This is a genomic window from Bradyrhizobium cytisi (assembly GCF_008123515.1).
GTDB lineage: Bacteria > Pseudomonadota > Alphaproteobacteria > Rhizobiales > Xanthobacteraceae > Bradyrhizobium > Bradyrhizobium cytisi.
This window is the reverse complement of record NZ_VSSR01000087.1, coordinates 20,559-41,219: the sequence shown is the minus strand read 5'-3', so window position 1 is coordinate 41,219 and position 20,661 is coordinate 20,559. Positions and strand designations below refer to the sequence as shown.

Below are 20,661 nucleotides of genomic sequence, written 5' to 3'. Positions count from 1 at the left end.
ATGATGAATCTTGCCGAATACCGCCGCTCGAATACGCGCCTTGCCGACTTCCTCCCCTGGGCCGCGCTCGTCGACGAGGGAATTGTATTGAACAAGGATGGCTCGTTTCAGCGGACGGCGCGGTTCAGGGGACCGGACCTCGACAGTTCTGTGCCGGCTGAGCTTGTTGGGGTCGCAAGCCGGCTGAACAACGCGCTCCGGCGTCTCGGATCGGGGTGGGCGGTTTTCGTCGAGGCGCAACGGCATTCGGCAGGGCGCTATCCGCCCGACACGTTCCCGGATGTCGCATCCGCCTTGGTGGATGCGGAGCGCAAAGCGCAATTCGAGGAGGCTGGCAGCCATTATGAATCGAGCTACTACCTGACCTTCCTTTATCTGCCGCCGGCAGAAAGTGCAGCTGTGGCCGAGCGTCTCCTGTACGAGGGCAGCCATCGCGGCCCCGGGGCGGATGCGCGCGAGGTGCTGAGTGGCTTCGTCGACCGGACCAACCGCGTGCTGCAGCTCGTTGAGGACTTTATGCCGGAATGCGGCTGGCTCGATGACGAGGCAACGCTCACCTACCTGCACTCGACGGTCTCGACCAAGCGGCATCGCGTTCGGGTGCCGGAAATCCCGATGTATCTCGATGCGCTCCTTGCCGATCAGCCGCTGACAGGCGGGCTTGAGCCGATGCTGGGTGACGCGCATGTGCGTGTCCTGACGGTTGTGGGGTTTCCCACGGTGACCACGCCCGGAATTCTCGATGATCTCAACCGGCTGGCGTTCCCGTACCGCTGGTCGACCCGGGCGATTATGCTCGACAAGACGGATGCTCTAAAGCTCTTGACCAGGATCAGGCGGCAATGGTTTGCCAAGCGCAAGTCGATTGCCGCGATCCTGAAGGAGGTGATGACCAACGAGGCGTCCACGCTTCTGGATACCGATGCCCACAATAAGGCGAGGGATGCAGACAGCGCGCTCCAGGAGCTGGGCTCCGATCAGATTGGAGAGGCCTTCGTGACGGCAACGGTCACGGTCTGGGACAGGGATCCTAGCGCGGCCGACGAAAAGCTCCGCCTCGTCGAAAAGGTGATCCAGGGCCGGGACTTCACCTGCATGGCTGAGACGGTGAATGCCGTCGAAGCCTGGCTCGGCAGCCTGCCCGGACAAACCTACGCCAATGTCCGCCAGCCGCCGGTCTCGACGTTGAACCTCGCCCATATGATCCCGCTGTCGGCAGTCTGGGCGGGAGAGGCGAGGGATCACCATTTCAAGGCGCCTCCGCTGCTCTTCGGCAAGACGGAAGGATCGACCCCTTTCCGGTTCTCGCTGCATGTCGGCGATGTCGGACACACTCTGATCGTTGGACCGACCGGCGCCGGGAAATCGGTGCTGCTCGCGCTGATGGCGCTGCAGTTCCGGCGCTATCCGGCCGCTCAGATCTTTGCCTTCGATTTCGGTGGGTCGATCCGTGCAGCGGCCATCGCCATGGGTGGCGACTGGCATGATCTTGGCGGCGCGGTTGGTGGAGACTCGGCAGAATTCGTCGCGCTCCAGCCGCTTGCGCGGATCGAGGAGACCGGTGAGCGCGTTTGGGCAGCCGATTGGATCGCATCGATCCTTGCGCGCGAGCGCATCGAGGTCACGCCCGAGACCAAGGATCATGTCTGGTCGGCATTGACCTCGCTCGCCTCGGCGCCAGTTGGGGAGCGGACGCTGACTGGCTTGTCCGTTCTTCTGCAATCCAATGCCTTGAAGCGCGCGCTGCAACCCTATTGCCTCGGCGGTCCGTTTGAGCGGCTGCTGGATGCGGAAGGTGAGCGGCTGGGAGAGGGTTCCGTCCAGGTGTTTGAGACCGACGGGTTGATCGGGACCGGTGTCGCGCCGGCGGTTCTTTCCTATTTGTTCCACCGGATTGAGGATCGGTTCGACGGCCGTCCGACCCTGCTCATCATCGATGAGGGCTGGCTTGCGCTGGACGATGCCGATTTTGCCGGCAAGCTCCGCGAATGGCTAAAGACGCTTCGGAAGAAGAACGCCTCCGTCGTGTTTGCGACCCAGTCGCTGGCCGATATCGACGGCTCCGCAATTGCGTCCGCCATCATCGAGAGCTGTCCGACCCGGATCCTCCTTCCCAATGACCGCGCCATCGAGCCGCGGATCTTAGGCATCTACCGGCGCTTTGGACTGAATGACCGGCAGATCGAGATCCTCGCCCGCGCGACGCCAAAGCGCGACTACTACTGCCAGTCGCGCCGGGGCAACCGGCTGTTCGAGCTCGGCCTTGGTGAGATCGCGCTGGCTTTTGCGGCCGCGTCTTCCAAGACCGACCAGACTCTCATCGAGCGGGTTCTTGAGGAGCACGGACGAGACGAATTCGTCGCCGGCTGGCTTAAGGCGCGCGACCTCGGCTGGGCCTGCAATCTCATTCCGCAGCTTGCCAAGGAAGGAGGCTTGTCATGAACCGTCTCCGTCCGCTCCTCGTAGCGAGTGTCATCGCCATTGCCGCGGCGCAAATGCCCCGGCAAGGGAAGGCACAGTGGATCGTGTTCGATCCTAACAACTACGTGCAGAATGTGCTGACGGCCGCGCGCGAGCTGCAGCAGATCAACAACCAGATCACCTCGCTGCAAAACGAAGCGCAGATGTTGATCAATCAGGCGAAGAACCTGGCGAGCCTGCCATACTCGTCCTTGCAGCAGCTCGAGCAATCGATTCAGCGCACGCAGCAGCTGCTCAGTCAAGCGCAGCGCATTGCATACGATGTCCAGCAGATCGATCGCGCGTTCTCAACAACTTATGCGCCGGCATCCGCAAGCATGTCCAATGGGCTCCTCGTCGCCAACGCCCAGACACGCTGGCAGAATGCGGTTGGCGGGCTGCAGGACGCCATGCGGGTGCAGGCAACCGTCGTCGGCAATCTCGATACCAACCGCACCCAGATGTCGGCCCTGGTCACGGCGAGCCAGGGCGCGTCAGGTGCTCTGCAGGCAAGTCAGGCCGGCAACCAGCTCCTTGCGCTGCAAGCACAGCAGCTTGCTGATCTCACCGCGGCCGTGGCCGCGCAGGGGCGCGCACAAACGCTCGAAGCCGCGCAAAGAGCAAGTGCCCAGGATCAGGGGAGGGAGCAGCTGCGGCGCTTTCTGACCCAAGGTCAGGGCTATCAACCGACAACCGTGCAGATGTTCCACTGATGATGAAGAACAGATTTGAACGGCTGCCGATGACGGTGGCAGTTAGCCTCATCGTCTTGGTCGTCGCCGCCTGCGCCATTCGCCTGCGCGGCGACGATAGCGCAACCCAATCTTCCGCCTCGCTCGCTGCGAAGCCCGATCCGACGGCGGCAAAGCTCGAGCAATGCCGCACCGTCACCTACGAGCAGAGAGAGGCTCTGCTCGAATGCCAGAGGATCTGGGCGGGACGGCGCAGCCAGTTCTTGGGGAAAAGTGGATCGGTAGACGGTGATAGCGGGGTAGGCGCCGCGCCATTTTCCTCGCCTGTGCCGCGCAAGGACGAAAGCCGCCTCCCGTCCGGCTCTCCCTCCATTCCAAGCCAGAGCCAGTGAGCAATGGGCGGCACCTCCGTCATCGACCAGTTCCTGGAAACCTTCACCCGCTATATCGATTCCGGATTCGGCCTGGTCGGGGGCGAAGTCGGTTATCTCGCCACGACGTTAGCTGCAATCGACCTCACGCTTGCGGGCCTGTTCTGGTCCCTCGGAAGTGATGAGGAGATTCTTGCCCGGCTCGTCAAGAAAACCTTGTTTGTCGGTGTTTTTGCCTACCTGATCGGCAATTGGAACAGCCTCGCGCGCATCATCTTCGAGAGCTTTGCTGGTCTTGGCCTCAAGGCCTCGGGCACGAGCCTGTCATCGGCAGATTTCTTGCGGCCAGGCCGGATCGCGCAAGTGGGGCTCGATGCCGGCCGTCCGATCCTGGACTCGATCTCGGGGCTGATGGGGTATGTCAGCTTTTTCGAGAATTTCGTCCAGATCGCGGTCCTGCTGTTCGCCTGGATCGTGGTGCTGCTGGCCTTCTTTATTCTCGCCATCCAGCTCTTCGTCACGCTGATCGAGTTCAAGCTGACGACGCTTGCAGGTTTCGTCCTGATCCCCTTCGGTCTGTTCGGCAAGACCGCCTTTGCGGCCGAACGGGTGCTGGGCAACGTCATCTCCTCCGGCGTCAAGGTTTTGGTCCTCGCCGTCATCGTCGGCATCGGCTCGACCTTGTTTTCTCAGTTCACGGCAGGTTTCGGCGGCAACCAACCGACCATCGAGAACGCGATGGCGCTGGTGCTCGGCGCTCTCGCCTTGTTGGGCCTCGGCATTTTCGGACCCGGGATTGCCAACGGCATCGTCTCCGGAGGTCCGCAGCTCGGCGCTGGCAGCGCCGTCGGGACGGGACTTGCCGCCGGTGGAGTCGTCGCGGCTGGCGCTGGCCTTGCGGCCGGTGCCGCCGGTCTCGCCGGCGGCACGATTGCAGGCGCCGCAAGAGGTGGAAGTGCGATTGCAAGCGGCACCACGAGCGTGTTTCGGGCGGGGAGTCAGTCCGGCTCCGAGGCGAGCGCGTCCGGTGCTGCAAGTCCCTTGCGCTCGGTCGCAGCTGGTCTTGGTGGACCGGCGAGCGATGCCGGTAACGGCGAAGGGGACGCCTCGAGAGCTTCCGACAGTGTACCCGCTTGGGTTCGGCGCATGAAGAGAGCGCAGACGATCAGTCATGGCGCATCAGCGGCAACGCACGCGATCCGTTCGGGTGATCACGGCGGGGGCGGCGGATCTGTCGACCTCTCGCAACATGACCGCTGACTCTGCTGATCGACCAGTTCCGTTTTCTTACCCGTCACTTGAGGTCTAGCAATGTTCAAACGATCGGCCGTTCACTATGGCCGCACGCCAGAAGCCGTCACTCCCTATCAACGCGCCGCCCAGGTCTGGGATGACCGCATCGGGTCTGCGCGCGTGCAGGCCAAGAACTGGCGCCTGATGGCCTTTGGCTGCCTCTTCTTATCAGCCGGCTTTGCCGGCGCCCTGGTCTGGCAATCCGCTCACGGGACGATCACGCCCTGGGTGGTAGAGGTCGATCAATTGGGGGAAGCGAAAGCCGTTGCTCCGGCAAACGCCAGCTATCAACCGACCGATCCGCAAGTAGCTTTTCACCTGGCGCGCTTCATCGAGCATGTGCGCGGCCTGCCGATGGACGCCATCGTCCTTCGCGAAAACTGGCTACGCGCCTACGACTTCACCACCGATCGCGGCGCCGCCGCGCTCAACGACTACGCCCGCACCAACGACCCCTTCGCCAAGCTCGGCAAGACGCAGATTGCGATCGAGGTCTCGAGTGTTATCCGGGCTTCCCCCGAGAGCTTTCGAATCTCATGGATCGAGCGCCGCTACGACAACGGTCAGCTTGCCGCGACTGAGCGCTGGAGCTCGATCATCAGCATCATTGTGGAAACGCCGCGCGATCTGGATCGCCTGCGCAAGAATCCGCTTGGCATCTACGTCAACGCCATCAACTGGTCGAAGGAGCTGGGTTAGCAATGCCGTCAGGTCTCGTTATTGCGTCACAGAGGGTCCGCCCGAGCCTGGCCCTGGCTCTTGTTATTGGTGTGTCCACCCTTGGCGGTTGCACCACGTTCAAGCCGCCGCAAATCAGTTACGATAGCGATGTCCCGCCGGCTTCAGATCTGCCGGCGCTTGCCGACGATCGGCCGCGGCCGCTGCATGTTCCACCGGCCTGGAAGGCGGCGCGCGGCGGCAAGAACGCGGAAGCCAAAGAGCCCGTCGAGCGGATTGAAACCGCGAATGACGCCGCACGCGTGCAGCCGCGCAAGGCTGGCTACTTCAATGCGGTGCAGGTGTTTTCGTATAGTCCGGGCGCTCTCTATCAAATCTATGCCGCGCCGGGGCAGATCACCGACATCGCCTTGGAGCCCGGCGAGCAGCTGATCGGGTCGGGACCAGTTGCTGCGGGTGATACCGTGCGTTGGGTGGTCGGTGACACCGAGAGCGGCAGCGGCGACACGCGTCGTGTCCACATCATGGTGAAGCCGACACGTCCGGCGATCGAGACCAATCTCGTCGTCAACACCGATCGCCGCACTTACCTCATCGAGCTCCGCTCCCGGGAAAAGCCCTACATGCCACAGGTCGCGTGGTTCTATCCGGAGGATCGGACCGCGCGTGGTCGAGCTCTGCCGCCCACACCTGTCATCCCGGACCAGGCGCAGCGCCGTTACCGCTACGCCATCGAGGGAGACAGCCCACCCTGGCGTCCTGTCATTGCCTATGACGATGGGCGCAAGGTCTACATCGAGTTTTCGCCCGGCGTCGGCCAGGGCGAGATGCCGCCGCTGTTCGTGATCGGGCCTGATGGCAAGACCGAGCTCGTCAACTATCGCGCCTACGGCAATATGCTGATCGTCGACCGGCTGTTCGCGGCCGCGGAGCTGAGGCTGGGGGAGGAGCACCAGCAGAAGGTCAGGATCGTCCGAACCGACGGGAGGTCGCTGTGACAGAGACTGGCCAGCCGAATGACACACCCAAGGACCCTCCTCGGGTCAAGCCGCCGGAAGATATCGCCGAAACCCTTCGGCTCCGGCCGGAACGGCCGCAAGTTACGCGCCTATCGCGCAAGGTGCTTGCGGGTGGCAGCGCCCTTTTGCTGGTGCTCATCTCTGGTGCGGTGTTCTGGGCTCTGCAGGAGAAGCGATCACGCACGCCGGCCGCCGAGGAGCTTTACGCGACCGACCACCACAATGTCGCCGATCAGCTTGCAACCTTGCCGAAGGATTACACTGAGATCCCGAAGGAGGTGCCGCGTCTTGGACCACCTTTACCCGGCGATCTTGGTCGGCCGATCGTTGCAGCACAGGGCTCTTCGACGCCCAGCCCGCTCGGTGTTGACGCTGAACAGCAGCGCGTCAATCAGGAGAGCGAGGCGGCACGCACCAGCAAGGTGTTTGCCAGCACGAACGTCCGCGCACAGGCCCCTGTCACATCGCCAAGTGAAGCCCCATCAAATGCAGCGCCATCATCTGACGAAGCATTTGCCCAGAATGGCCAGGATCGAAAACTTGCGTTCGTCAGTGCTTCCGTTGACCGTCGAACCACCAGTCCCGATCGCCTGGCAAGACCGGTCTCTCCCTTTGTGGTCCAGGCGGGAACGGTCATTCCGGCTGCTCTTATCACGGGGATTCGGTCCGACCTGCCTGGGCAGATCACGGCCCAAGTCACAGAAGCGGTATACGATTCCCCTACCGGGCGAGCTCGCCTTATACCGCAAGGAGCCCGCTTGATCGGGACGTATGATAGCCAAGTCGCATTTGGCCAATCGCGCGTGCTCCTGGTATGGACGCGCCTCATCATGCCAAATGGGCGCTCGATCGTGCTGGAGCGGCAGCCGGGCGCAGATGCCGCGGGCTACTCTGGGCTTGAGGATGAGGTCGACAATCATTGGAAGGAGCTGTTGGGGGCCGCTGCGCTTTCGACGCTGCTCGCCGTCGGCACCGAGGTGAATTCCGGGTCGGATACGGGTAGCACCAACAGCGACCTCATCGCTGCGCTCCGCCGCGGGGCTGGGGACTCGATGAACCAGACGGGCCAGCAGGTGGTCCGCCGCAATCTCAACATCCAGCCGACCTTGACGATTCGTCCGGGATTTCCGGTGCGGGTGATCGTCAACCGTGACCTGGTGCTCGAACCGTACAGAGGGTGAGGACGATGACAAAGCTTAAACTTGGAGCGATCGAAGACGATAAGCCGATCAAGATTACGCATGAACTCCCGGCGAGCGTCCACAGGGATCTCGTAGCGTATGCAGAAATCCTCGCACAAGAGAGCGGACAGCCGATCGGGGAGCCGGCCAAGCTTATCGCTCCCATGTTGGCACGGTTCATGGCAGCGGACAGAAGTTTTCGGAAGGCTCAACGGGCCCGTCAACATCCGAGCGGAGGCGAGGGATAGCGCTCAGAAAGCAAGTTCAAGAAGGCAGCCAACGCAGGGTTTTCATTGTCGACGCGCCAATAGGCCGAAAAGTCGAACCGGCTCGGGCCGGTGCCGTCGCGCAGCTCCCGGTAGACCAAGCCGGCAAAATTGGCTCCGATATTGGCTCCAATATCGGATTCGAGCACCAGGGTGATTCCCGACTTCATGCTGATCAGGCTGTTGATGTTGCCGCGGCTGACATCGTGACGCTCGACCTTGGGACGATCTTCAGGCGACATGAGCTTGGAAATCAGAAGATCTTCAAATTCTTTTCCCGGATCGAAATGGCTCAGCAGGAGCGTCTCGCCGCGTAGATCAGTCCAATAGACTGTGTCGCGCGCGGTGAGGCGATGATCATGGGGTAAGGCGACCAGTACACGTTCGCTCCACAGCGACATCACTCTGTTGTCGAGTAACGCCAGGTTCCCTGTGACGATCAGGATATCGAGAACGCCGTTGCGAAGTGCCGTCGCCAGGCGTGTTCGTGATTTCTCGATCGTCACGAGCTCGATTTGCGGGAATCGCTGCTTGAAGTCCAGCAAGGACGTCTGCAGGTTGCCAATGGAAAGTGAGGTGCAGAGCCCGACACTCAGCCGGCCAGCCTCGCTGTTCCGTACAGCCCTCGCGGTCGCGATGAGAGCATCGAACTCCTCCAGAATTGTCCTTGCCAGGCGAAGAACACTGCGGCCTGCCTGCGTGGGGCGCACACCACCGCTGAAGCGCTCAAAAACCACAATTCCCAGGTGATATTCGATCTCGCTGATTCTTCGGCTGAGACTCGATTGTTGGGTTCTCAGCAATTCCGCCGCTTGACGGAGGCTGCCACAATCAGCCGCAGCCACGACCGATTGCAGGTGTTTCAGTTCGATTGCCTTGCTGGCTTGAATGGAGGGTGTTGATCGACGTGGTTTGTGCATCGTAGGTTCTAAGCAGATGGGCTTTCCGCTCCAATGCGCAGCGATGCCCCGATTGTACTTGCTTCCAGATCCTAGGCGGCCGCTCGGATGACTGGAGCCCAGAGCACCGGACCTGAGATGTGTCCCGCTTTGCGGATGCGATGCAACGCATCGGGCGAGACCTCCAGGTATCCAGCAATCGCCGTGGTGTTTCCGAGAGGACGAGCTTTTCCGATTCTGCGGAGCGGCCAGCCGGCGCGCCGAAGAATCCGTTCCATCCGGGCGTCAGTGACCGTGACGATTTCGGTCAATTCAATCGAAAGGCCGAATTCAATCATGCCCGCAAACAGCTCGTAAGTAGCAGTAGCAAGTCTACCACCTGCCTTCGGCGCATCCGGAGGGAACATCAAGCGCGAATCGACTGCTCTCCCAAATCCGGTCGCTTCGTGGCGCGGGCTGCCCGTCCAGAAGGATCGGGAAGGTATCCCTCAGCATGGTTGGGCCGGTCGAAGGCAGAAGTCGGACGCAACCCTGAATACGTCCAGCGTTCGAGCGGTTCAGGAGGTGCACGGGTCGAAGGACATCAAACTCGTCGACTTCCATCTCGCCGCTGACCTCGACGTTCCAGCCCAGGCGCTGCTTGAATACGCGGTAGCGCAGCCGGTGCATTTCAGCGAGATAATTGATAAACTCACCGTAGTAGTCCGGCGTGATTAGCAGCATCATTCGTGCCTCCTTGCTTTGTACTTCCTTCAAAGCAGAGAAGCGGATGCAGCGCATCCTGTGCAAAGATACAGGGGTGACTTAACGTCTGATCACCTTCGATATCTCGATTCCGCTAACATGGTGGCTGCTTGACGAAGCGAGCGTACGCCGAGCTTTGCTCGCGCGTTATCTAGGTGAAAGCGTGCAGTTCGCTCAGAGATGCCGAGAATGATCCCGATCTCCCCGGCGGATTTGCCACCAGAAGACCATTCGAGACAGTCGAACTCACGAGGGGACAACACCACCCCACCGACCGCGCGATTGGACGTCCAGAAACGCCTCGCATGTGCATGGAAAACCATTGCAATTAGCCGCAGGTTTTGGACGTGCTTGACTACCGAGCGCTCAAAAACATTTCGACGCGCATGGGTCGCAAAGGTCAGCGCAGCGATAGCTCCCTTGTCATCGTGGATTGGAAATGTGAATCCGCAGCGAATACCGAATTCGGCCGCTTCTTCGAATAGCTCACGCTCAGACTTCGATCGATCTCTCGGTTCGAACTCAAGCCCCCATCGAAAGGGTTCAGTCTGGCGAATTGCCCGCCGCACTACGGGATCGACAGATTGGTATTTGCGCCGCAAGTACAAAGCCGTCCAGGAGGAGGGATATGTCGAAATCAAATTGGGGGAAGTGGCCGCCGCGTGGGGTAGAGCAAGATAGGCGAAGCAAGATGAATTTAGTGTAGCGGTGATATCGGCCATGCTCTGCCGAGCAGCGTACGGATTTGTACTTTCGGTGAGTCGATCAACGAACGTTTGAAAAGCTTGATACATCGTGGATAACCAGACGGCGCCTCGGTAATGCCAAATGTGGATCTACCGCGCGAACTGGTCGAGGGAAAATTGCATCCAGTCTGGACGACGGTTAATAGCAGTTCGACGGACTCGACAGTTCGGTCTAGCTGACTCGCCAGCTTGAGAGCTTGAAGAGATCGCGACATTGATCTTGTCGGCAACCCCATAAGTTTGGAATCCTGCACACGGCTCCAAAGATAGCTGAATTTCTGCGCAGTTTGCTCATCTGCGTCGCAGGTTCGCACTTCTTTTTCGACTAGAAAACATTGTCAACATCTGGAGATCGCAAATGAAGGTCGGTGTTCCCAAGGAAATCAAGACCCACGAATATCGCGTGGGCCTGACCCCGGGAGCCGTCCGAGAATACGCGGCTGCCGGTCACAATGTGCTGGTCGAGACAAATGCAGGCGCGGGCATTGGGGCTACAGATGACGTTTATCGAAAAGCCGGTGCTACGATTCTCCCCTCCTCCCGAGAGGTATACGCCTCGAGCGACATGATCGTGAAGGTCAAGGAGCCGCAGCCTTCCGAGTGGGTGCAGCTGCGAGAGAACCAGATTCTGTTCACTTATCTACATCTTGCTCCGGACCCGGATCAGGCCAAGGGCCTCATGAAATCCGGATGCACCGCAATCGCTTACGAGACTGTGACTGATGCACATGGTGGCCTTCCGCTCCTTGCACCAATGAGCGAAGTCGCGGGCCGGCTTGCTATTGAGGCTACTGGTGCGGCCCTGAAGCGGTATGCGGGGGGGCGAGGACTGTTAATCGGTGGCGTGCCGGGTGTCCAGCCCGCTCGTATTGTGGTAATCGGAGGCGGCGTTGTTGGGACACATGCGGCGCGGATGGCAGCAGGCTTGGGTGCTGATGTCACAGTGATGGATCGCTCGATACACCGGCTTCGGAAGCTCGATGAACTATTCGAAGGCCGCGTTCGTACCAGGTTCTCAACAATAGACGCTGTTGAGGAAGAGGTGTTCTCGGCGGACGCTGTCATCGGTGCAGTCCTCGTCGCGGGAGCAACTGCGCCGAAGCTTGTAAGCCGAAACATGTTGAGCTCGATGCGCAAAGGTTCCGTAATGGTGGATGTGGCTATCGATCAGGGCGGCTGCTTCGAGACATCGCGCCCGACGACGCACGCCGATCCAACCTATGAGGTGGATGGCGTGATTCACTACTGCGTCGCAAACATGCCGGGAGCTGTTCCGCTCACCTCAAGCCAAGCGCTGAACAATGCGACGCTGCCTTTTGGCCTGGCTCTCGCCAACCGGGGATTCTCAGCCGTGCTCGAATGTCCGCACCTGCGCTCAGGGCTCAATGTTTATCGTGGGCGGCTCACTTACAGGGCCGTGGCAGAGAGCCTCGGTTTGCCCTTCTCACCGATCGATCAGGCCGCAGCCTGAACCCAGAGGTCCCTCCTTGGGACATTTCCTCCCTGACTTGATGGGGCCACTCTTCGGGGTGGCCCCGTTCTTTCTGTTCGATGCGCCCGCAAGGCGATTGGCCTCCTTAAACGGGCCATGGTCGCCGCTCGGTCGGACCCATTTTTGCGCAGTACTAGTCTAGAGGGTAGGATGTGCTGGGCGCTCTTGGCTGACTTCCGCATCGCCGCGGTCCTCAGTGGCGAAAGCAAGAACTGGCTGAAATTCAAAGCATGGCGCGAGGCGCTTTGCTGCAAGCGCAATTATTCCCTCTGTGGCTCTAAACGGCCGCTACCTCGACAGCCTCCCGGGGAGGACATGGTTTACATCTCTGTCCGGAGTGTCTTCCTTCCAGCGAACAGATCCGAATGGGCGATCCAGCATGCGTCGGACGCGCACCGGTTCGGGACCGATGTGGAAAGCCAAAGCCTTCTCATCCAGCGCGCGTTCCGACTGAGTCGCGCGGTTACGCTGGCGCAAATAGTCAAACCAGGTTGGGCACTGATAGCGCTCAGTCCACAATTCGGGATCAGCGATGTCGCGAGCAATCGACCAGCCGTACGCACCGTTCCGCTTGCGAAACAGCTGAATGTCCTGCATCAGGATGTGGAATGCGCGCGCATTCTCCTGCGCGATCCGATACTCGATCTCCACAACAAGCGGGCCACTGCGGCCGGTCAGCGCCAGCCGCACCTGAGGATCGTCAAGCATCTCGGCCTCTTCGCTCCGAGCGCTGATACGCGGCATAGGTAGCCAAAGCCCCAAGAGCGGAGAAGCGAACATCAGGCCAGCCGAGATCAAAAGCGTAGTATCGACTCCGACGACATCCGTGAGATGGCCCCAGCCCCAGCTACCGAGGGCAATCCCGCCGGAACTCGCTGCCTGGTACGCCGCGAGCGACCGCCCTGCGACCCATCGTGGGGCCGACAGTTGCACGCCTATGCTAAAAAGAACCCAGGCCATCATCCACACCGCTCCCGCCAAGACAAGTGCGACCGCCGTCATAGCGGAGTCGCGACTAAGAGCGACTGCGGCAACCGCTCCGCCCATGGACAGTGAACAGGCGCGGATCGCTGCCTCTCCACTCATGCGCTTGCGTACCTCAGTGATGTTGAGCGCACTTACCACCGCGCCCAAACCAAAGGCGCTGAGCATGAGGCCATAAGTCTCGGCGCCACCACCCAGGAGATCGCGCGTGACTAGCGGCATCAGTGCAAAAATCGCGCCGCCAATCACGCCCATGACCATGGATCGGGTGAGCACGATCCTAATCGAGGGCGAATTGACGATATAGCGCACGCCCGAAACGATGGCGCGGCTAAGCTTCTCAGGAGGCAAACGAGAGGGTTCGGAGATGCGCTTCCACATGAAGAGCGCGAACATCAGCGGCAGGTAGAGTAGTGCATTGAGCGCGAAGGCAGCTACCGCGCCGGCCGCCGCAACGACAATGCCGCCGACGGCCGGCCCTATGCTGCGCGCTATATTGTAGCTAATGCCATTCAGCGCCACGGCGGCAGGAAGTGCTTCGGAGGGCACCTGCTCGCTCACGGAGGATTGCCAAGCGGGCCCCATCAGCGCCATGCCGCTGCCGACCGCAAAGCAAAGCACCAGCAAGAGATTTGGAGTGGTGAGACCGAACCAGTCGAGCACGCTCAGCGCGGTTGCGCCGCAAAGCTCAATCGAGAGTGCAACGAGCCCCACGATCCGACGGTCATACATGTCAGCGACCGCTCCAGCTGGCATCGAGATCAGCATCACGGGCAGCAAGAGCGCGGTCTGCACCAGCGCGACTTGATCCGCGGAAGATGTCATCTGTGTCATCGCCCAGGCTGCGGCTACGCCTTGGATCAGGATCCCGAGATTGGTGAGCAAGCTCGCAAGCCAAATTCGACGAAAGGTAGCATAGTGCAACGGTGCGATGATGCCGTCGCTACTGGCCGGCACGGGCTTGGACGAATGCGTCACCTCAGCTCCCTACTTACCATGGCGCGATTGTGACCACATCAGCCATGCCCAGGCAGAGTTGGGTTCTCATAACCGGCCAACGTTTCTTGTCAGATTTCGTTTTTGCGCACCCCGTTTCCGGGCGCTTATTGAGTCCGCCAAGCTCCCGAGGGCCAGATCGAGGTTCGGAATTAGGGCCCGGCGCGATGGAATTTGACGCTCGGCCTGTGGCCGGACATTCCACGTGCTCCCCGGACTGTGCCGGCATGGCAACTCCGTTCCAGCGGGAGAGGATGCGGCGATGTCCATTAATTCCCTTTTGGAAGCTGATGCGTCGCCTTCAGTGCGCAAGCGCGAAAGCCCCGCCTCGAGTCTCTGATCGAGTACAGAGTAAAGGAGGAACCTTGCCCGTTTTCTGCATTTCGCGCCGGCGAGCGAGGAAAAAACACACATGTGCCCGCTTTGTGAACCGTGCACGCGTATCAAGCTTCAGGCGGAATCTCTATGGGAACGGCAAAGCCAGCCTTTGCGCGATCCATTATGACTATGGTCTTACATCCCTTGATGTTCGGATTGTCATAGAAGAACCGTCGGGTAAACTGCTCATATTCTTCCATACTGCGCGTAGTGATGTAGAGAACAAAGTCAGCGTCCCCTGTAACGTAGAATCCATTGATCACTTCGGCTGACGATTTGATTGCCTTCTTGAAGTCATCGATCATGTCTGAGCGTTCCCGCTCGAGACTCACGAGAACGAGCATTTGAACAGGACATCCTATCGCTTTCGTCGACACGATGGATACATCCGCCTCGATGATACCCTCCGAACGGAGCCTCTTTAGCCGTCGCTGACACGCGGTAGCAGAAAGCCCCGCCAATTCGCCAATCATCCCGGAAGTCAGCCTGTTATTTTTTTGCACAATTTCCAGGATCTGGGCATCTATTCGATCGTACCGCATAATTGGCTCCCAGCTTTCAGCCGCATTCCATCGCAAATGCTTGCGTCTTGCAGAAAATCCTCGAAATGGCCGGAAATTGCGACGCAAATATCTTTGCGACAACAGTATTCTGCACCGGAGATTTCACCACGCGACCGCATGGAGTTCAAATGGACTTTCAAGCTGCTCGTCACAAGGGTCCGGATTTGATCGGCATTGCTGCTAGGCACCTGCAAAATCTCCGTCGTCGCGATTTTCTGGCGGGGAACGCGCTGATCGACGGTCGCTGGATTGCGAGCGATGAGAGGGATTCTGTGGTGGATCCCGCTACTGGCGAAGGGATCGCGGAGGTTGCTCGTTGCAACCCTACGCACATGGATCTGGCCATCGCTGCAGCCGAACGATCTTTCCAGGCGTGGCGAGGATTATTGCCGACCCAGCGTGGAGCGATTCTTCGGTGCTGGGCGTCATTGATGAACGAGCATTCAGAAGAGCTTGCTATCCTGATTACGAGCGAGCAGGGAAAGCCCCTCGATGAGGCGCGCTACGAGATTAAGTACGGCGCTGGCTTTCTTGAGTGGTTTGCGGCCGAGGGTGAGCGTGCCTATGGCGAGACGATCCCCAGTCATAAAGAGGGAAGTCTGCTTCAAGTCAGGATGCAGCCCATCGGTCCCGCTGCGGCGATCACGCCATGGAATTTTCCGGTCGCTATGATCACCCGAAAGGCGGGTGCGGCTCTTGCGGCCGGTTGTCCGATAATTGTGAAGCCTGCTCCGGAGACGCCGCTTTCTGCTCTCGCCTTGGCTAGGTTAGCCGAAGAGGCTGGCGTGCCGCGCGGCGTAGTCCAGGTGCTCGTTGGCGACCCAATCGATCTCTCGACTCCGCTTTTACGTGATCCAAGAATACGCGCTCTCTCGTTTACAGGATCGACCGAAGTTGGCCGTCTGCTTCTGGAGGGGGCGGCGAAGACGGTGAAAAAGGTCTCGCTCGAGCTCGGAGGGCATGCCCCGTTCCTTGTTTTTGATGACGTTGATCTTGGCAAGGTCGTCAAAGGTGTGGTGGCCGCAAAATTTGCCACTTCCGGTCAGGACTGCTTAGCGGCTAACCGCATCTATGTGCAAAAGGGTGTCTACGCTGCTTTTGTCGAGGCGCTTGGTAGGGCGGTGGCGCAACTCAGGCTCGGCCATGGTCTAGAATCGGCCACTGAGATTGGCCCGATGACTAAGTTGTCGGTCGCTAACAAGTGCAGGGCTCAAATCGATGATGCAGTGAAGAAGGGCGCGCGAGCCATTTCCGCAAGTCGTGGAGTTGCTATGGGACCGAATTTCGTTCCCCCGACGTTGCTAAGTGATGTCACCGAAGACATGCTGATTGCACGTGAGGAAACATTTGGGCCTGTAGCTGCTGTGCTTCCGTTCGACTCTGAAGAAGAGGTCATCGCCCGAGCCAATGCCAGCGAAATGGGTTTGGCGGCGTACATTTACACCGATAGCTTGCGTCGCGCGCTCCGGCTTTCAGAGCAGATCGAGTACGGCATGGTCGGCGTCAATACGGCTTCATTCACAGGGCCTCCTATTCCGTTTGGAGGTTGGAAACAGTCCGGGCTCGGTCGCGAAGGGTCGCGGCACGGATTAGCGGAGTTCATGGAGCTGAAATACGTCTGCTTTGGCGACTTGGCGGCTTAGGGAGAAGCGGTATGGTAGACATTAAGGCCATCTCTGAACGAGACCGTTCGAGTGTTTTGCATCCTTTCACGCAGCTGAAGGATTTCGCTAGCGGCAAGAGTGGCGATCCCACGATCGTTACGGGAGGGAAAGGTATTCGAATCGAAGACGCCCAAGGGCGCGCTTACATAGACGGATTTGCCGGCCTCTACTGTGTAAATATCGGCTACGGTCGCACCGAGGTGGCCGATGCCATTGCGCGACAGGCCTACAAACTGGCATACTATCACACGTACGCGGCCCACACGACCGAAGAGCTTGCCATCTTGTCGGATCGTCTCGTGCGCATGGCGCCTGGCAAGCCCAGCAAAGTGTTCTTCGGGTTGTCCGGCTCGGATGCCAACGAGACCCAAGCTAAACTCGTCTGGTACTACAACAATCTACGTGGTCAGCCCAAGAAGAAGAAAATCATCTCGCGCGAACGAGGCTATCATGGCTGCTCGGTAGTCTCCGGCTCGATGACCGGGATGTCGTTCTACCATGATCACATGGATCTCCCCTTTGCGGGGATTCTGCATACGGGCGCCCCGCACTACTATTGGGGCGCTGAGCCAGGCGAGACAGAGGACTCCTTTTCCCGCCGCCGTGCAGCGGAGCTTGAAGCACTGATCTTGCGAGAGGGGCCGGAAACGATTGGCGCGTTCATTGCCGAGCCGGTACTGGGTACGGGGGGCATCACGCCGCCCCCGACCGGCTATTGGCGTGAAATTCAGGCCGTGCTCAGGCGCTACGACGTTCTTCTCATCGCCGACGAGGTAATTTGTGGATTTGGCCGAACCGGCGCTGATTTCGGGAGCACGCTGTACGGGATCGAGCCAGACTTGGTTACGGTCGCCAAAGGCCTGACTTCCGGCTATGTGCCGCTCTCGGGAGCTATCGTCGGCGAGAGAGTTTACGCGGTCATGGAGGAAGCTGCGGAACGAGTAGGAGCGTTCTCGCATGGGTACACCTATTCGGGCCATCCGATTGCGGCAGCAGCTGCCAATGCAGTGCTTGATATCGTCCAAAAGGAACAATTAAGCGAGCGCGCCAGGATCGTCGGTTCGCATTTCCAGAAGCGGCTCAAGGAACGATTCGCTCAGCTCGAGATCGTCGGGGAAGTTCGAGGGGTGGGCTTACTTGGCGCCGTTGAGTTCGTTGCAGATCGCCAGACGAAAAGGCGATTTGACCCGCACCACAAAGTAGGGGCACGTATTTCGAAAGCTGCCCGTGATCGGGGGCTAATTGCACGAGCGATGCCACACGGAGACATTCTTGGTTTTGCACCACCTTTAATCGTATCCGAAGCTGAGATAGACGAAATTGTTGATCTAGCGTACCGAGCGACCAAGCAGGTTATGGACGAACTCGCGAAGGAATCTGCTGCTTGAAAGACTGTCGTTACTTCGCGCCCGAGACGGCTAACTCGTTGCCCGACGGTCCCGCGACGCCCCAACTGACAGACTTTCGTTCAGGCCGATACTGCTCTCGAAGCCGGGATCTGTACGGCGCACAAAAGTGGGCCTAATGGCGTGCATTAGCTCCAGCGGGCCTGAAGTTGCATTGAATGTCGCGTGGAGAGACAAATCAGGCGCGTCCACAAGCTGCCCAATTTCCTCTCTCAGGAACTAACCATGGATGCCATCAAGATCGATGGAAAAGCTATTGCTGAGGCTATTCGGGCTCGTGTCACGCAGAATGTGGCGTTGCTGCAATCCAGGTGTGATGTCACCCCTGGTTTGGCTGTGGTGCTAGTCGGTACAGATCCGGCGAGTTCGATTTATGTAAAGACCAAGGCAAGACAGGCGCAGGCGGTAGGCTTCAACTCGCAACAACTGGTGCTGCCGAGTCATGTTGGTGAAGACGAGCTGTTGGGATTAATCCAGGAGCTTAACGCCAACGATTCCATCGATGGCATACTCGTTCAGCTTCCGCTCCCCGGCCATATCGACCACTGGCGCGTCTTAGAAGCCATTGATCCGGCCAAGGATGTCGATGGCTTTCATCCGTATAACATTGGAAGACTATCAGCGGGTCGGCCCGCTCTCGCCCCTTGCACTCCGCTCGGTGTTGTTCATCTTATTAAGACCGTTGTCAGCGATTTAAATGGAATGGACGTTGTTGTCATCGGTCGCTCGAATGTCGTTGGAAAGCCCCTGGCGCTTTTGCTTGGCGATGCTGGATGCACAGTTACAGGTGCACAACTCCAGACGCGAAACCTACCCGATCTCTGTCGAAGGGCCGACATTGTCGTCGCCGCCGCCGGGTGCGCGGGACTGGTTCGGGGCGATTGGCTTAAACCAGGCGCAATCGTCATTGATGTAGGTATCAACCGTACAATCGATTCGAACGGCACTGCCAGACTTATTGGAGATGTCGCTTTCGTCGAAGCGAGTAAGCGCGCAAGCTACATAACCCCAGTGCCCGGGGGCGTTGGGCCTATGACTGTCGCTTACTTGCTCGCGAACACCATCACTGCGGCAGTTTCGCGCAGAGGACTGTCCCTGCTGACGAATGCTGGGGTTTTTACATTCGACCAGCCCGAGCTGGAGAATCGGCCGGCGACAATCAACCCGCACCGGGAATCACGTAGGGTGCTGGACATCACCGCCGGTTGACGGCGCTTTAGGCAATCGCTTCTGAATGCGAAGGTTCATGAAGCGAATCCCCTTGTCACTGGCGCGGCACAGATGCTCTCGGTCGGCGATAACGGCTAATGCCCAATCCGCGTTCCAATATGTTCGCCCTAAACTTCGCAGGAAAGCTTCATCTTTACCAGACGGAGCGCGCAATTTATGCGCAAAAGGCGCCATTTTGGTTATATTCGAGCTGATCGCCCGATACTATTTCCACGAAATAGATCAAAGCGGCGGAGTCGCGCGGATCTCATTAGCGAAGCCGGGGGCGTTCGCCGCATGCTGCGGCGGCGAACTTCGCTCGAAATTGCTCCGGACTGAGGCGCAAGGAAATGAGCAAAGAGGCTTGGAGCGAGTTGCGTACAAACCGACCAGTGATCTTCTGCTCGAGAACGGCTCAATACTTAAATTGGAGGCCCATTCTCCACGGTATTGAAGGCCAACGTAAAGACTGAGGGACAACCACTCATCATCTGTTGAGGGGAACAAAGGAGAGGAGATCCGGCAATGAAAAGACGAGCATTTTTGAGATTTGCTACTACGGCTGCCGCTGGCGTGCTGGCCGCTCCCTACGTCCAGGCTCAGACGAAAAAATTCGCCAATGTTACGTTGCGCGTGAACGGATTCGGCGGCGCGTTCGACGAAGCTCTTAGAAAAGGCGTGGCCGGGCCGCTAGAAGAAAAGTACGGGCTAAAAGTCCAATTTACCGCTGGCGCGACGCAAGCAGACCTCGTCAAACTGATCGCGAATAAGAGCAGCCCGCCGTACGACTTGTTTATGTGCGACAGCTCTTACGTCGTCGAGCTTCTTAAGGCCGACATCGTCGAAGAAATCAAGGTGTCAGACGTTCCCAACATCAAACGTATTCTTCCGGGGTTTCGCGAATTCGGTGACTATGGTGTTCCGTTTAACGTTTCGTCCGTCGTACCGGTTTTCAATTCCAAATATATCAAGCGGCCCCTTACTTCATACTCAGATATCGCCCGGTCCGACCTGACCGGACGCGTGATCCTACCTGCCCCGGACCAAATCGCCAGCAGCTTATATCTTCTGGGCATGGCTGAGGAGAATGGAGGTTCGATTTCGGAAATGGAGCCTGCGATGAAGATACTAAGTGCCGCGAAGCCCAACATTGTTGCGCTAGCACAAACGAACGTCGCCGAACTGCAGATGTTTCAAAGCGAAGAGGGCTACGCCGGTATTTTTTGGGACGGCCGCGCTCACGAATTGCGCACCAAGGGCATTCCTATCGTCACGGTTTTTCCCTCCCAAGGCGTTTACTCCACAATCAGTTATATCAACGTCGTCAAGGGCATGAAGTATCCGGAAGCCGCGTACGCCTTTGCTGACCAGCTGCTCTCGGATCAAGGCATGCTCGCGATACCTGAGGCGCTCCGGTATGGAGTAACGACGGATGTCAAACTGCCCGAAGATCTTCGCAGAGATCTCCTGTTCAATTCTCCTGAGCGCAATGCCCTGAGAAAGCAGATCGATTGGCAACAGCTCTGGGCAAACCGCAGCGGTTGGATCGAACGGGTCAATAAAACGATCCGGAACTAGGAGTGTTTCATCTCGGTGTGGCGCGGATTCTCGGGAGTACGC

At 59.1% G+C, this 20,661-nt stretch carries 17 protein-coding genes and 1 pseudogene; 13 read left to right on the top strand and 5 right to left on the bottom strand.

The annotated features are described in order from the left end of the window. Genes trbE through FXB38_RS38885 form a run of 8 tightly spaced genes read left to right on the top strand, consistent with a single transcriptional unit; the run spans window position 1 to window position 7,942 of the window. Complete coding sequence (trbE, locus tag FXB38_RS38920) at window positions 1–2,442, top strand: conjugal transfer protein TrbE (RefSeq protein ID WP_148756205.1); 2,442 nt, start codon at window positions 1–3, stop codon at window positions 2,440–2,442. After that, window positions 2,439–3,173 carry a P-type conjugative transfer protein TrbJ gene (gene trbJ, locus FXB38_RS38915; protein WP_148756204.1) on the top strand — a complete coding sequence of 245 codons (735 nt, stop codon included), beginning with the start codon at window positions 2,439–2,441 and terminating at the stop codon, window positions 3,171–3,173. Before trbE ends, trbJ begins: the two co-directional genes overlap by 4 nt. Beyond that, window positions 3,173–3,544, top strand: coding sequence for a putative entry exclusion protein TrbK-alt (trbK-alt, locus tag FXB38_RS38910; RefSeq protein WP_148756203.1), 372 nt, complete (start codon window positions 3,173–3,175; stop codon window positions 3,542–3,544). The genes trbJ and trbK-alt overlap by 1 nt, the downstream gene beginning before the upstream one ends. Before the next feature lie 3 nt (window positions 3,545–3,547). Continuing rightward, a complete protein-coding gene (trbL, locus tag FXB38_RS38905; RefSeq protein WP_148756202.1) occupies window positions 3,548–4,783 on the top strand; it encodes a P-type conjugative transfer protein TrbL in 1,236 nt (411 codons plus the stop codon). 51 nt (window positions 4,784–4,834) lie between these two features. After that, the gene (gene trbF / locus FXB38_RS38900; protein WP_148756201.1) at window positions 4,835–5,515 is read left to right on the top strand and encodes a conjugal transfer protein TrbF; all 681 of its coding nucleotides are present in this window, start codon (window positions 4,835–4,837) and stop codon (window positions 5,513–5,515) included. 2 nt (window positions 5,516–5,517) lie between these two features. Then, window positions 5,518–6,492, top strand: a complete 975-nt coding sequence (gene trbG, locus FXB38_RS38895) for a P-type conjugative transfer protein TrbG (RefSeq protein WP_148756200.1) — start codon at window positions 5,518–5,520, stop codon at window positions 6,490–6,492. After that, complete coding sequence (locus tag FXB38_RS38890; RefSeq protein ID WP_148756199.1) at window positions 6,489–7,694, top strand: TraB/TrbI/VirB10 family type IV secretion system protein; 1,206 nt, start codon at window positions 6,489–6,491, stop codon at window positions 7,692–7,694. Before trbG ends, FXB38_RS38890 begins: the two co-directional genes overlap by 4 nt. Before the next feature lie 5 nt (window positions 7,695–7,699). Next, complete coding sequence (locus tag FXB38_RS38885) at window positions 7,700–7,942, top strand: DUF2274 domain-containing protein (protein WP_148756198.1); 243 nt, start codon at window positions 7,700–7,702, stop codon at window positions 7,940–7,942. Here the strand turns inward: FXB38_RS38885 and FXB38_RS38880 are convergent. From FXB38_RS38880 to FXB38_RS38870, 3 genes and pseudogenes are all read right to left on the bottom strand, one after another. Beyond that, window positions 7,915–8,880, bottom strand: coding sequence for a LysR family transcriptional regulator (locus FXB38_RS38880; protein WP_148756197.1), 966 nt, complete (start codon window positions 8,878–8,880; stop codon window positions 7,915–7,917). The two genes, FXB38_RS38885 and FXB38_RS38880, sit on opposite strands and share 28 nt — an antisense overlap. A gap of 71 nt (window positions 8,881–8,951) precedes the next feature. Then, window positions 8,952–9,585, bottom strand: a pseudogene (locus FXB38_RS38875) (acyl-homoserine-lactone synthase). A gap of 89 nt (window positions 9,586–9,674) precedes the next feature. Next, window positions 9,675–10,397 (bottom strand): LuxR family transcriptional regulator, encoded by a 723-nt coding sequence (locus FXB38_RS38870; protein ID WP_148756196.1) that lies wholly within the window; start codon window positions 10,395–10,397, stop codon window positions 9,675–9,677. 310 nt (window positions 10,398–10,707) lie between these two features. Between FXB38_RS38870 and ald the strand changes: the two genes are divergently transcribed. Next, window positions 10,708–11,820: an alanine dehydrogenase gene (gene ald / locus FXB38_RS38865; protein WP_148756195.1), complete on the top strand. Its 1,113-nt coding sequence runs from the start codon at window positions 10,708–10,710 to the stop codon at window positions 11,818–11,820. Between the two features lie 309 nt (window positions 11,821–12,129). On the opposite strand, the gene FXB38_RS38860 is transcribed toward ald, so the two are convergent. Both FXB38_RS38860 and FXB38_RS38855 read right to left on the bottom strand, forming a co-directional pair. Then, window positions 12,130–13,803 (bottom strand): MFS transporter, encoded by a 1,674-nt coding sequence (locus FXB38_RS38860; RefSeq protein ID WP_148756194.1) that lies wholly within the window; start codon window positions 13,801–13,803, stop codon window positions 12,130–12,132. Window positions 13,804–14,264: 461 nt separating this feature from the next. Continuing rightward, the gene (locus FXB38_RS38855; RefSeq protein ID WP_148756193.1) at window positions 14,265–14,741 is read right to left on the bottom strand and encodes an Lrp/AsnC family transcriptional regulator; all 477 of its coding nucleotides are present in this window, start codon (window positions 14,739–14,741) and stop codon (window positions 14,265–14,267) included. A 185-nt stretch (window positions 14,742–14,926) separates the two neighbouring features. Here FXB38_RS38855 and FXB38_RS38850 point away from each other — a divergent pair, with 185 nt between their 5' ends. From FXB38_RS38850 to FXB38_RS38835, 4 genes are all read left to right on the top strand, one after another. Next, entirely contained in the window at window positions 14,927–16,405 is a 1,479-nt protein-coding gene (locus FXB38_RS38850) for an NAD-dependent succinate-semialdehyde dehydrogenase (RefSeq protein WP_148756222.1), read from the top strand. An 11-nt stretch (window positions 16,406–16,416) separates the two neighbouring features. Next, window positions 16,417–17,814 (top strand): aminotransferase, encoded by a 1,398-nt coding sequence (locus FXB38_RS38845; protein ID WP_148756192.1) that lies wholly within the window; start codon window positions 16,417–16,419, stop codon window positions 17,812–17,814. A 243-nt stretch (window positions 17,815–18,057) separates the two neighbouring features. Continuing rightward, complete coding sequence (gene folD / locus FXB38_RS38840) at window positions 18,058–19,041, top strand: bifunctional methylenetetrahydrofolate dehydrogenase/methenyltetrahydrofolate cyclohydrolase FolD (protein WP_148756191.1); 984 nt, start codon at window positions 18,058–18,060, stop codon at window positions 19,039–19,041. 525 nt (window positions 19,042–19,566) lie between these two features. After that, on the top strand, window positions 19,567–20,619 hold the full coding sequence (locus FXB38_RS38835) for an ABC transporter substrate-binding protein (protein ID WP_148756190.1): 1,053 nt from the start codon (window positions 19,567–19,569) through the stop codon (window positions 20,617–20,619). The last annotated feature ends 42 nt before the right edge of the window (window positions 20,620–20,661 follow it).